9 protein-coding genes and 2 pseudogenes are annotated in these 12,955 nt (G+C 39.5%); 6 read left to right on the forward strand and 5 right to left on the reverse strand.

What is annotated here, in order from left to right; all coding sequences use genetic code 11:
• Positions 1–132: 132 nt before the first annotated feature.
• Positions 133–876, reverse strand: coding sequence for an Ltp family lipoprotein (locus JCM19043_RS04245; RefSeq protein WP_062320273.1), 744 nt, complete (start codon positions 874–876; stop codon positions 133–135).
• 453 nt (positions 877–1,329) lie between these two features.
• Between JCM19043_RS04245 and JCM19043_RS04250 the strand changes: the two are divergent.
• The 5 genes and pseudogenes from JCM19043_RS04250 (at position 1,330) to JCM19043_RS04270 (ending at position 5,645) form a co-directional block, all read left to right on the forward strand.
• Positions 1,330–3,166, forward strand: a pseudogene (locus JCM19043_RS04250) (anaerobic ribonucleoside triphosphate reductase).
• Between the two features lies 1 nt (position 3,167).
• Positions 3,168–3,647: an anaerobic ribonucleoside-triphosphate reductase activating protein gene (gene nrdG, locus JCM19043_RS04255; RefSeq protein WP_062320275.1), complete on the forward strand. Its 480-nt coding sequence runs from the start codon at positions 3,168–3,170 to the stop codon at positions 3,645–3,647.
• Between the two features lie 145 nt (positions 3,648–3,792).
• A complete protein-coding gene (locus JCM19043_RS04260; RefSeq protein ID WP_062320277.1) occupies positions 3,793–4,140 on the forward strand; it encodes a DUF2200 domain-containing protein in 348 nt (115 codons plus the stop codon).
• A gap of 15 nt (positions 4,141–4,155) precedes the next feature.
• Positions 4,156–4,905 carry an ABC transporter ATP-binding protein gene (locus JCM19043_RS04265; protein ID WP_062320278.1) on the forward strand — a complete coding sequence of 250 codons (750 nt, stop codon included), beginning with the start codon at positions 4,156–4,158 and terminating at the stop codon, positions 4,903–4,905.
• Positions 4,902–5,645: an ABC transporter permease gene (locus JCM19043_RS04270; protein ID WP_062320280.1), complete on the forward strand. Its 744-nt coding sequence runs from the start codon at positions 4,902–4,904 to the stop codon at positions 5,643–5,645. Before JCM19043_RS04265 ends, JCM19043_RS04270 begins: the two co-directional genes overlap by 4 nt.
• A gap of 116 nt (positions 5,646–5,761) precedes the next feature.
• Here the strand turns inward: JCM19043_RS04270 and JCM19043_RS04275 are convergent, their stop codons facing one another.
• From JCM19043_RS04275 to JCM19043_RS04290, 4 genes are all read right to left on the reverse strand, one after another.
• Positions 5,762–6,742, reverse strand: coding sequence for an ABC transporter substrate-binding protein (locus JCM19043_RS04275; RefSeq protein WP_062320305.1), 981 nt, complete (start codon positions 6,740–6,742; stop codon positions 5,762–5,764).
• A gap of 60 nt (positions 6,743–6,802) precedes the next feature.
• Entirely contained in the window at positions 6,803–7,558 is a 756-nt protein-coding gene (locus JCM19043_RS04280; RefSeq protein ID WP_062320282.1) for a polysaccharide deacetylase family protein, read from the reverse strand.
• A gap of 24 nt (positions 7,559–7,582) precedes the next feature.
• The gene (locus JCM19043_RS04285; protein WP_062320284.1) at positions 7,583–8,185 is read right to left on the reverse strand and encodes an NAD(P)H-dependent oxidoreductase; all 603 of its coding nucleotides are present in this window, start codon (positions 8,183–8,185) and stop codon (positions 7,583–7,585) included.
• 176 nt (positions 8,186–8,361) lie between these two features.
• Complete coding sequence (locus tag JCM19043_RS04290; RefSeq protein WP_197274734.1) at positions 8,362–9,360, reverse strand: helix-turn-helix domain-containing protein; 999 nt, start codon at positions 9,358–9,360, stop codon at positions 8,362–8,364.
• A gap of 467 nt (positions 9,361–9,827) precedes the next feature.
• On the opposite strand from JCM19043_RS04290, the pseudogene JCM19043_RS18625 reads away from it, so the two are divergent.
• Positions 9,828–12,827, forward strand: a pseudogene (locus tag JCM19043_RS18625) (DEAD/DEAH box helicase).
• Positions 12,828–12,955: the final 128 nt, after the last annotated feature.

Consider the following 12,955-nt stretch of genomic DNA (forward strand, 5'->3'; position numbering starts at 1 on the left):
TATCTATCAAATAGAGCCATTTAAACGGCTAAGCATATAAATGAATAAAGTATTCCTTACTAATGTTACTGGGCTTCTGAACGTGATCACGTTCAGAAGCCCAGTGCTTTGATAGCTGATTTTTTAAGATGATTAATCTGGTAAATTGTCAATCGCATATTGAGCTTGTTCGGCTGTAAAGTCTTCAAAAATCAGTTGGTCATATAATCCTTGATCCGAGAAGGATGAATAATCTAAGTAATCAATCGCTGCCCCCAGCGCTTGTTCGTTCCAATCCACGTTAATATTATCAATCGCATATTGTGATTCTTCAGCGGTATATTCTTCAAAAATCAGTTGATCGTATAGACCTTGTTTAGAGAAATGAGAATAATCTAGATAGTCATTAGCAGCACTTAGTGCTTGCTCATTCCAATTGGTTTCTATGTTATCAATGGCGTATTGTGCAGCATCTTCAGGAAAACTTTCAAATAGGAGTTGGTCATACAATCCTTGTTTTGAAAAGCTACTGTAGTTTAAGTAATCCTTGGCAGATTGAAGAGCATTACGAAACTCTCGCGATACATCAGATTCAGTTTCACTTGGTGCGTTTTCAACGGGAGCTTCAGTATCCTCAGTATCTTCAGTTTCATTTGTATCTGATGGGGATGTGTCGTCGTTATTCAAATCTGAATCATCTTCAGATTCAGATTCATCATTGGACATTTCCACGTTCATATTATTTTCTGTGGTGTCCGTCTCCTTCTCTGGTTCTTCGCCTGTTGAGTCAGTTTCGTCGTTTCCTCCTGTCAGGGCAGAAACAATGATTGCCGCCACAATGAGAATAAACCACCATTTCTTGTAAAAAGGCTTACGCTGTTCATTTTTGTTTGACATAATAACGCCTCCAATTTTAATAGTATTTTTTACTCAATTTTCTTTAACTATAACGGTCATTTGCGAAAGACTATCTACCAATTTTAACTTATGTAGCATCGAAATAGTAAAATAGTCTCTATTCAATTGTAACATTAACTTCTAATTATTTGAAGTTAATTTTGAAATATATGTATAGAAAATGTCGGACAATGTCTATTGAAGTAGAAGTCTGTTAACACCTGTCACAAAATTGTCATAACTAAAATGAAAGCCGACATGAGTTGTTTTCATGTCTGTTTCATCATTTTTAGACCTTTTTATGTGACAAAATTCACTATAAAATGAGAAAGGCTTATGATAGAATAATACAACATATAGTGTTCGTATCAGTTAACTATTCTATATATTGTACATACATGCTTAAGGAGTGGATTTTATGGTAGTGATGACAGAAATAAAGGAACAAGCTTAATTGACGCCTTAACAGAAGTGGTAGAGGTGAGTAATCAAGATCTTATTCAAGAAAATGCGAATGTAGATGGTGCCTCACCAATGGGGCAAATGTCGAAGTTTGGTTCTGAAGCGGCAAAGTTTTTTCGCAAAAGAAAAGCTCTTATCAGAAGAAGTTGTTAGAATGATGGAAGAGAACTTCATCCATCCACACGATTTGGATTTTTATCCAACGGGTACGACAACATGCGCCCAAATTCCGCTCGGTAAAATATTAAAGGACGGTTTTAATACGGGTCACGGATTTATGCGTGAACCAAATGATATTATGAGTGCGATGGCACTTTCATCGATTATCTTTCAATCTAATCAAAATATGCAGCACGGTGGTCAGAGTTATCCGATGTTTGATTACGACTTAGCCCCATATGTTGAAAAGACACATAAAAAACACTTAGAACGCCTACAATCTTACCCGACCAACTGGACTGAAACAGAGCTAGATGATATCGCTTGGCAAGAAACGGATCGTTCAACGTATCAAGCGTGCGAAGCTTTTATCCATAACTGTAACTCGATGCATTCACGTGGCGGGGGCCAAGTACCGTTTGTCTCGATCAATTATGGTACCGATACATCAAAAGCAGGTCGGATGTTGATGAAAAACTTACTACAAGCGACAAAAGCGGGTCTTGGTAACGGAGAAACACCAATTTTTCCAATTCAAATCTTTAAAATGAAACAAGGCGTAAACTTTAGTGAAACAGATCCAAACTATGATGTGTACCAGTTAGCCCTTGAAACAACAGCGAAGCGCTTATTCCCTAACTTTAGCTTTATTGATGCTGAATGTAATATCGTGCATTATAATGGCACGAAAGAATCGGAAGTGTCTTACATGGGGTGCCGCACACGAGTGATGGATAATCGCCACGGGGACAATAATAGTATTGAACGCGGAAATCTATCGTTTACGTCGGTTAACTTAGTGAAGCTAGGTCTTGTTGCTACTTCACTGGATGATTTCTATTACCGATTAGATCGCGTGCTGGATGTTGTCATTAAACAGCTGTTAGAACGCTTCGAGTTTCAAGCGAAAAAACAAGCCCAACATTTTTCTTTCCTTTATGGCCAAGGTGTGTGGAAACACAGTGAGACACTTCAAGCAACAGATGAAGTACGTGAGGTGTTAAAACAAGGCACGCTAAGTGTTGGTTTTATCGGTCTAGCCGAAGCACTCGTGGCGTTAACGGGTGAACATCACGGTCAAAGTACAAAGGCAGATGAATTAGGTTTTCAAATGATCTCTTATATGCGTGAAAAAGTGGAACAAGCATCTAAGCAGTACGATTTAAACTTTAGCCTAATCGCGACCCCGGCAGAAGGCTTATCTGGTCGGTTCACGAAAAAAGACCGCGCCACTTTTGGTATGATTCCAGGTGTCACTGAACGTGATTATTATACGAACTCTTTCCATGTACCGGTCTATTACAATACCCGAGCGATTGACAAGATTAATGTGGAAGGAAAATATCATAACCTTTGTAATGGTGGGCATATTTCTTATATTGAAGTTGATGGAGATGTAACGAAAAACACCCAAGCGCTCGATACATTAGTCAAAGCGATGGCAAAGGCTAATATCGGTTACGGTTCTATTAACCACCCAGTTGACCGTTGTACGTCTTGTGGTTATACCGGTATTATTAATACGTCGTGTCCGACATGTGACAATCATGATGAAGAAAAGATTGAGCGGATTAGACGTATCACCGGCTATTTAGTAGGCGATATGAAAAAATGGAACAGTGCGAAGCGTCGCGAGGAATCTGAACGTGTCAAGCACCAGGGGAAATAAGATGAGTGAGTCATTACGTGTACTCAATATTCTTCATGATTCTGTCGTTGATGGACCTGGACTTCGAACGGTCCTCTTCTTTAGCGGTTGTCCGCACTTCTGTAAAGGATGCCATAATCCAGAAAGCTGGAATATTCGAAACGGCAGTGAGATGACGATTGATGCGGTTGTTGAGGAAGTTTTATCGAATCCGCTGACAGATGTCACCTTATCAGGAGGCGATCCGTTCTTTCAAGCGAGCGGTGTGAAACATGTCGCAAAAAGACTGAAAGAAGCGGGTAAAAACATCTGGGCGTATTCAGGATATACACTCGAAGAACTACTTACACTCGGTGGTGACTATACAGAGTTGTTAAGCTACTGCGATGTCTTAGTCGATGGGCCGTTTATTTTGGCCGAGCGTGATTTAAGTTTAGATTTTAGAGGCAGTCATAATCAACGGATCATCGCGTTAAAAGATGTCCCAGAACTCCAACGTTAATCAACACGACTCAATCAAGAAAAATAGAATCAAGTCATCAAAAAACCACGGTTGCCTGTGATATACTACAGATTAACGGTGGTTTTTTGATGCGTGCTATGTAAAAGAGTTAAAATAACGAGAATCAACAGAAGGAGTGTTCATGATGGGTGAACCAAAGATTTATCAGATGTCATTTGGAGAGATTTATCCGTTATACATTAAAAAAGTTGAACGAAAAGACCGAACGAAAGAGGAAGTCGATACCATCATTGAGTGGTTGACCGGCTATCATGATGAAACATTAATACAAGCACTAGAAAAACCAATGAAAGACTTCTTTCGTGATGCACAAAAGCTCAATCCCAATCGTGACCAAATTACGGGTGTGATTTGTGGTGTACGGGTTGAAAACATTGAAGAAGAAGTGATGCGCGAGATTCGTTACTTAGATAAATTAATTGATGAATTAGCAAAAGGAAAAAGAATGGAGAAAATCCTCCGCAATAATTAAGAAAGATGTGACAAAATGAAACCTTTTATAACTTTGGATAACGTCACGTATCAAGTGGGTGGACACGTGATTTTCGACCAGCTGAATATGACATTGGACGAAGGGAAAATCTATGCGGTGATCGGCCCATCTGGTGTCGGAAAAACGACCCTCCTGCACTTACTAGCAGGCTTTATTAAGCCGGCCAAAGGACACATGACTATCGCAGGAGACGAGATCCGTGATGTCAGAGAGAAGACGAGTTTTCTCTTTCAAGACTTAGGCCTTTTCCCGTGGCAAACAGCTGCTGAAGCGGTGGCGATGCCGCTCAAGATGTCAAAGGATAGAAGTAAAACAGATACCGACGAAACAGTCGATCATTTACTATCGTCACTTAATATATTAAACTGTAAAAATTACTATCCTCATCAACTGAGTGGGGGTCAAAAACAGCGGGTGGCGCTTGCGAGAACACTGATTACACAACCTGATTTATTATTAATGGATGAGCCAACATCCGCTCTTGACGCGATGACAAAAGAAACGATCCAACAATTATTTTTAGACTTACAATCAGAACGCCTTATGACGAGTATCTTTGTGACGCATGATATTGAAGAAGCGGTGTTTTTAGGTGATGACATTATTATTTTACATCCACAAGGTCACTGCCAATTTTTAATGAATAAAGAAAAACAGGAAAGCTTGAGCCGTGAGACTAAAGCTTTTTATGATCAATGTTTTTACGTGAGAGAACAGTTAAAGTTAGGGGCGAGTAAGGCATGAGTAAGTTAAAAAGAAGTTTTCATCAACCCCTGCTGATTGGTTTCGTGCTAATGATTGTGATCTGGTATGTGCTTCATTTAGTTATTGCGACGCGAACCATTCCTGCACCCGTAGAAACGTTCGACTACTTTTTTCGTCATCTTAATCCATTAATCATCCATATGGGTGCGAGTCTACTGAGGGTCCTGGTGGCCGTTATCCTCGCCTTACTGATTGGGTTACCGATCGGTATCGCTATTGGTCGAAGGAAGGTGTTAGATAAGTTGTTGTCACCACTCCTCTATGTGATCTACCCCATTCCTAAAGTCGCTTTTTTACCTGTTTTTATGTTGTTGTTTGGTTTAGGGAATGTATCGAAGGTGATGTTAATGTTGTTTATCATTGTCTTTCAGTTAATGTTGTCAGTCAGAGACGGGGTAAAAGACATCCCCCCACACTATTTTAAGGTGATGCAGTCTTTTTCAGCTAAACGACAACATCAATATCGTTACGTCGTTCTCCCGGCGATTTTACCTCGGGTTTTTTCGAGCTTAAGAATTAGTATCGGGATATCACTTGCGACACTTTTCTTTGCGGAGAACTATGCGACAACGTATGGGGTCGGATATTTTATTTTAAGTGCGTGGATGAAAATGAACTATGTCGAAATGTTTAGCGGGATTATGGCGCTGAGTCTTTTAGGGAGTGTTTTTTTCGGGTTTATCGATGTGTTAGAAAAGAAGTTAACACCGTGGCTTTAATGAAAAGCGCTGGAGATAAAGCTTGAAAAATACGAAGTGAAAACCGGATGTGATTATCTTTTGAGAAGATCACATCCGGTTTTATTTCATCTTAATATTTTTAATGCTTGAGTTAATTACTTATTGATAAACGAAAAGTCCGTTAACTGATCATAGGTATAGCTACTCGTAATCTGTCCTTTTGATTCGGTCCATTCAATGATCCGGTTAAATTGGTCTTCATCAATCACACCCGCGTGTTCATATGGATCGGGTTTATTATTAAGGTAAGTACTCATCGCCTCAGGGAATTGATAGGTTGTTAGAATGTCACTATATTCCGTGGCGTCTGTTTTATTCATGTAGTCAACAGCCTGGTTGTAGGCTTGATAAAAGGCAGTTAAGTCGGCCGGATAGTCGGTGATGGTTTCTTCTGTAAAGAGAAGCGTCCCACCTTTGATGCCCGCTTCTTTTGAACTTCCGAGTAAATGAGCGCCTTGCTGAACGAGTAGACCGGCTTGTGGTTCAGTGAAAATCACGCCGTCAATTTGGTTTTCAAGTAAAGCTTCTGCACGACCAGCAAATGATGGGATTTCAACAATAGTGTAAGTGAAGTCACCTTCAGCTGCGAATTCATCCATAATGTACTCTAAAATAAAGTTTGGCACAAGGGAAACATCTTGACCAGCTAACTCATTCATCGATGTAATACCTGAATCAGGCGAAGATAAAATTTTAAAATCTTCATTGATATCTGATGTGATCTTTAGTGCAATCCCTCTGTCAACAAAAGCAGCGGTTGTCATCACATCACCAATCGTACCATCTAACTCACCTGCTTGTAAGGCGACATTACGATCATTTGGTGAGGTGAATGTTTTAATCTCAACATTAACACCTAAGTCCTCAAAATACCCTTTTTCTAAGGCAAGAATAATCGGTAAGCTCCCTTCTGCTGGAAGTGTACCAATCGTGATCGTTTCACCAGTTGGTGACAAGTTTTCTGAAGCGTCATCTGTATTGTTTTCCTCTTCTGATGTGTCGTTATTTGACCCGCAGGCTGCAAGTAAACTTAAGCCTAGTAATAATATAAGTAGTACGTGTAATGTTTTTTTCATTTTCATTCATCCCTTCTTCATAACAAATCGTCTCTCTTTTTTATGCTTTTTTAATGTAGATTAATCTTCTGATACAAGTTGTTTAAACCCTTCAAATGGCATCATATAAGGCACAACATCTCGGCGGAGCTTAAGTGGTTCTGTTTCTTTCGTGTTCACACCAGGCTCTGTCGTAAAACTAAGATTAAAGTCGGCTTTTTTCAATGTCTCAACGTTATCGTCATTAAATAGACCAAACGGAAAAGCAAAGACATCCTTTTCAGATACAATAGCGTAATTGTTACATGTCGCCAAGTCATACAAAAACGCATCAGCTGATTCTGTCATCAGCATACTCGTCGTTTCACTGCTGCGCTGATGGAAGTGATGCGTATGGTTACAAAAGGTGAAGACATCGCTCATCTCGCTTAAGTCTTTTTCAGCCAGGCAAACAGACTTGTCGGGATTGAAAGGCAATGTTTCACTATGCAGCCAGCCCGTGACGACAAAGCTCAGTGCTTTAAAACCGTATTTTTTTAACACGGGATACGTGTAGTGTTTGAGTGATTGGAAACAATCATCAAATGTGAGTAAGATACTTTTTTCTGGTAACGGTTTGCCTTCGAAATAAAAAGCTTTGACCTCGTCAATCGTTAAGGTGTGAAAGCCTGCTTCATAAAGGTACTGCATCTGTTGGTTAAATTGTTCTAACGTAACAAAGAGTGGTGACGGTAAGATATCGTCATAATTTTGTTTGACGTCAATGTGACTCTTATGTGCTGGATTAAATTCATTTTCTTTTCTTACTTCATGGTACATCAGTGTTCGAAATGTCATAGGTCATTCCTTTCTTAAAACGTATTATAAAGCCCAGATTCTTTCTTGTGCATCTTGTAGATACAGTTCAAGTTCATCTCTACTCATATATGGGACACGACCATAAAAGACGTGGTCAATAACGTCTACTTTATTGGCGTTAAATAACCAGCCTGACGTGACCGTTCTTATGGCGGTTGTAAGGGGATTCTCTTTACCATCAATCACTTGGGGTTGACCGGTAGGGGTGAAAAATAGAGCACGTTTCCCTTTAAAGTGATGAGCGACTGTTTCATCTTTAAAGCTGTAGAAGAACCCGTGTTGACATACACGATCGATATACCCTTTCATGATTGCTGGCATACCATTCCACCAACTTGGGAAGATAAAAATATAGACGTCATTCTCCAACAGATGTGTCATTTCCGTTTGTACATCTGGCGGGTAGTGTGTATTTCCCCTAACAAACTGGCCTTCTTCAATGTGAATCATATCTTCTGAATCAAGGATCGGGTTAAAATTCATCGCATATAAGTCTCTTACGGTTACATCATATTGTTTTTCTTTGAGTGTTGATGTCACACGATCTAATAAAGCGTGAGAAAAGCTCTCTTTCCGTGGGTGTGCAAATATAACTAATGCTTTCACATCCATTCTCTCCTTTCATGTTAAGTCATTCACAAACAATAGTAAAAGTATAGCACGTCACTTTGTGGATGACAATTTCAAAAAAGAATAAACTGTAAAGTTTATAAAAGGAATGACCTAAAAGAAAACAGGCTCTATGAGCCTGTTGTTGAGACACTATTGATTTAATAAATGATTTATGCCGAGTGATTATGAGACTTATCTTTTGATAATAAATTAACGAGACCAAGTAAGGAAGCGTAAAGAATACCAGCGATGGGCCACACAATCCAGGTATAGCCCCAGCCCATCGTCCACAAGCTCCAACCGATATAAATGGCGGTCACGAGTGGCCAGTAAAAGGCTGCGAGTTGTTCGTCTCGACTAGCGCCTTCTTTCTTTTCTTTAGAATACTCTCCTTCACCTAGGACACATTGATAGGCACTAAAAGTTGTTGCGACCGGTATGAGTAGATACGTAGCTAAACCGACAATGAACATTAAGGTGACAAGCATCAGCAAAATAACTGTTTCCGATGCTTCAAGCAGGCTCATTGTAATCAGTGGAGTAGCCGAAAGAACATACATCGCAACCGATAAAGACACGCGTTTGTGATAAGTAGGACGGAAATCTTCTAACTTTTGTTTGAAAACACTATCCACACCGTAAGTGAGTTCAAAGGGCGTTTTCTCAAACGTGTTAAACAATGTTTCATATTGGTTACTGCGAATGAAAATCGCCACAGCAATTGCGATCATCACAAATAATGACATAAGACCAAATATAACGGCTATGTTCTCGGGTAAAGTTCCGCTTTCAGCTAAAGCAAGAAAGAAAAAGAGTGGAATCACCGCATAAATACACAACAGTACACCTTTAGCGACGTTTTTAATTGTTTGTTGTTTTTTCTCAACATAATCATTAGCTTCTTCTAGTGAGACTTGTTTTAAGAGAGGGTCATTATCTTCTGTCAGTTGTTCTGCTTCTTCTACCTCATCTCTTAATAGGTAGTCTGTGCTCACGCCAAAAATATCGGCCAATTTAATAATCTTATTAAGATCAGGAATACTAGAAGCACTTTCCCACTTTGAGACGGATTGTCTCGAGACGTTCATTTTCTCAGCTAAATCTTCTTGAGACCACCCAAATTGTTTTCTTAGTTTGATGAGCTTATCCGCGAGGATCATTTGAATCATCCTTCCATCTTTTGATGCTTTCAGTATAGCAATACCCGGTTTGAATCACTACCAACCTAGTTGGAAGTTTGTCAACTAGCGGTTGCATATCAGTCATATCAACGTTTATGTACTTGATAATTATAGTATAGGGTTGATGAATATGATAGATAGAGTGTAAGATTATATAAATGCTTTTTCACCCCACTATTGAATTGGTCTCTATTTAAAAAGTGGAGTTATGCTATACTATAAACAGATTTTTTACGGAAATAACGGTAGAGGTGACAACGATGCAATTATTCACATATGAAGAGGTAAAAGCGCATTTCAGCCGACTTTTTTCAAGAGGGGGTATGATTATTATAATAACTTTCGTGTCCATAATGTCGTGCGTAACCGAAAACTGCACCAATGGGAAGCAACGGTTGAGGGGTCAAAGTTTGATTATGATGTGATCATTTACACGGAACATCCTTTTAAAGATTATGACTGTGATTGTCCGGCTTTTAGTGATTACGGAACATGTAAGCATGTGGCGGCAGTGATGCTTGAGTTAGTTGAAAAATTTGAAGATAACGGTATGAAGCAACCAGGACAAATGATGTCACAAGAAGCCGAATGGAGTCAAGTTTTTGTTAATCACTTAAAAGCGATGCGACAAAAACAAATATTTCAACAGACAGCGTCAACGGATCGAGTGCCTTTAACGGTCGAGTATTTTATCAGTATTCAACATAGTTATTATAACGGTCTTCATATGATGCTTGATTTAAAAATTGGTGAAAAACGGGCCTATGTTGTGAAGTCAATCGATCAATTGTTAAAACATATCGATCGGCATCAATCATTAAATTTTACGTCTAAATTTAGCTATGAACCGGATAACCATACGTTTACACCGGAAGATGAGACGATTCTTTCATACTTAAGAACCTATATCAATGAACAAAAACGTTTCGGTGACGGACGGTTTGATTATGAAGCTCGCGCGATTATGTTAACGTCTAAAGCAGCAAGAGATTTATTACCCTTACTGGCAGAACGGACAACAATCGTTAACGATACGACCTATAAGCCGACAAAAGTATTAAAGGTGATGGATAAAAAGCCACCACTGAAATTTGAACTGTCTAAAAAAGAGGATCGTTATGTGTTGCTATTTAAGAACTTAGAAACGTATCAATTCCTAGAAAATTATCTGTATCTAAATAAAGACAACAAGTTTTACACTTTAGCGGAAGAACAAGAAACGGTTGTGTGGACATGTTTCAGTTTGATGCATGATTCAGGCGGGGACAGGCTCTATTTCAACCATGAACAAATGCTGGATTTCTTATCAGACGTTGCCCCTGAGCTTGATAAAATTGGCGAGGTCATCATTGACCCAGCATTAAAGATGAGATTGAAAAGCATCCATTACAAGCAAAACTTTATGTCGATTATGACAATCACATACTGACGGCGAAGCTTGAGTTCCAATATGGCTTAACGACCTTTAACCCGTTTTTAGGTCCTGTAGAAGACAAACTGTTGGTGACAGATTCCAATAAAGAACAACAGATTATGTATTTATTAGGCCAAGCGCAGTTCGTGCGAGATGAAGACATCCTTTACCTGTTAGAAGAAGCCGATCAATTTAACTTCTTTTATCAACATCTCTCCATCTTAAGCGAGTACTTAGATATCTTTATGAGGGAGAAGGCAAAGAACTTATTCCTTGAAGAACGTCACTACCCAACGATGACGTCAGATGTTGACCATGACAATCAATTACTTGATATCGCCTTTGATTTTTCGCATATCCCATCTGAAGAGATTGGTAGTGTCTTAACGTCAATGAGAGAGAAGAAAAAGTTCCATCGCCTGGCAAACGGTCAATTTATGCCGCTTGATACCGACGTTTTCCAAACAATCAATCAGTTCGTTGAACGTTTTGATGTCAAGGCGAATGACCTTGCGAATGAACATGTCCATTTACCGCTCTATCACAGTATGGAAATCGATGACATGATGAGCGAATCCAATCAAGCCACTTATAAACAAGCCTTTAAGCGTCTCTTACGAGACTTAAAACAACCAGAAACGCGAGAAGTATCGTTACCAGAAGGAATTGAAGCGACTTTACGTGATTATCAAGTTGATGGTTTCCAGTGGTTTAATACGCTCGCGCATTACGGTTTTGGTGGGGTACTGGCAGATGATATGGGTCTTGGTAAAACCGTTCAAGCGATTAGTTACATCTTAAAGTTATGGGAAGAAAAAGATCATACTTTTCAATCACCAGCCTTATTGTTGCACCGGCCTCACTTATTTTTAACTGGGAGCGCGAATTTAAAAAGTTTGCCCCATCTTTACATGTCAAAGTGTTCTACGGGACAAAAGATGAACGCGAAGCTATGTGGCAAACAACATCACCAGATGTCTGGATCACATCGTATCCGATGGTCCGTCAAGAAATTGATGTGTTAAAACAAGAGACGTATCCGATTCTGTTTTTAGATGAAGCACAAGCGATTAAGAATAATGCGACGAAAATATCCAAAGCTATTCGTTCGCTAAAAGCTGGCAAACGCTTTGCCTTAAGTGGGACACCGATTGAAAACTCACTGGATGAGTTATGGTCACTGTTTCATGTGTTAATGCCAGGCCTTTTTCCGGCGAAAAAAGACTTTAAAAAGCTCGCACCAGAAAAAATTGCCCGTATTGTCCGGCCGTTTATTTTACGCCGGGTTAAACAGGACGTGTTAACAGAACTCCCAGACCGGGTTGATTCCTTACAGTATTCAGAACTCACTGATGATCAGAAGAAAGTCTACTTAGCTTACTTAAGTAAGATTCAAGAAGAAACAGCGGCGCAGTTAAAAACCGAAGGTTTCCAACAAAGTCGAATGAAAATCTTAGCGGGACTCACAAGACTGAGACAAATTTGTTGTCATCCGGGGTTGTTTTTAGATAACTATGAAGGCGAATCAGGTAAGTTACTTCAACTCTTAGATTTAATTGAAACAGGACTCGCCAATAATCACCGTCTACTGATTTTCTCACAGTTTTCAAGTATGTTGAAAGTGATGGCAGAAAAGTTAACTGAGGCAGGCTATGATTTCTTTTATCTTGATGGCCAAACGAAAAGTCAGGCGCGCGTTGAAATGGCTGAGCGTTTTAACGAAGGAGAAAAACCGATTTTCCTTATTTCACTAAAAGCTGGCGGAACCGGACTAAATTTAACCGGGGCAGATACAGTAATTCTGTATGACTTATGGTGGAACCCGGCTGTCGAAGAACAAGCGGCCGGTCGTGCCCACCGAATGGGTCAAAAAGAGGTTGTCCATGTCCATCGCTTAATCGCTGAAGGGACCATTGAAGAGAAGATTTATCAGCTTCAAGAGAAGAAACGCGAATTGATTGATACAGTGATTCAACCAGGCGAAACAACGAGTCAATCCCTTTCAGAAGAGGATATTAAACTGTTGTTAAACTTAACATAACGAAATAATGAGAGAAAATGACGAACAGCCCACGCGGAGTATAAATGCGTGGGCTGTTTTATGTTTTATACAATGATTTGATTAGACTGAATTATTTAAAGGGTGAGCCTAACTATTTAGGAGGCCAC

Origin of the sequence: Halolactibacillus sp. JCM 19043 (assembly GCF_001310395.1) — a bacterium.
Lineage (GTDB): Bacteria > Bacillota > Bacilli > Bacillales > Amphibacillaceae > Halolactibacillus > Halolactibacillus miurensis.

What these genes read in the sequence shown, in the direction of transcription:
- JCM19043_RS04265 (WP_062320278.1), top strand. Translation starts at nt 4,156, where the DNA reads ATGAAACCTTTTATAACTTTGGATAACGTCACGTATCAAGTGGGTGGA.
- JCM19043_RS04270 (WP_062320280.1), top strand. Translation starts at nt 4,902, where the DNA reads ATGAGTAAGTTAAAAAGAAGTTTTCATCAACCCCTGCTGATTGGTTTC.
- JCM19043_RS04290 (WP_197274734.1), bottom strand. Translation starts at nt 9,360, where the DNA reads ATGATTCAAATGATCCTCGCGGATAAGCTCATCAAACTAAGAAAACAA.
- nrdG (WP_062320275.1), top strand. Translation starts at nt 3,168, where the DNA reads ATGAGTGAGTCATTACGTGTACTCAATATTCTTCATGATTCTGTCGTT.
- JCM19043_RS04280 (WP_062320282.1), bottom strand. Translation starts at nt 7,558, where the DNA reads ATGACATTTCGAACACTGATGTACCATGAAGTAAGAAAAGAAAATGAA.
- JCM19043_RS04245 (WP_062320273.1), bottom strand. Translation starts at nt 876, where the DNA reads ATGTCAAACAAAAATGAACAGCGTAAGCCTTTTTACAAGAAATGGTGG.
- JCM19043_RS04275 (WP_062320305.1), bottom strand. Translation starts at nt 6,742, where the DNA reads ATGAAAAAAACATTACACGTACTACTTATATTATTACTAGGCTTAAGT.
- JCM19043_RS04260 (WP_062320277.1), top strand. Translation starts at nt 3,793, where the DNA reads ATGGGTGAACCAAAGATTTATCAGATGTCATTTGGAGAGATTTATCCG.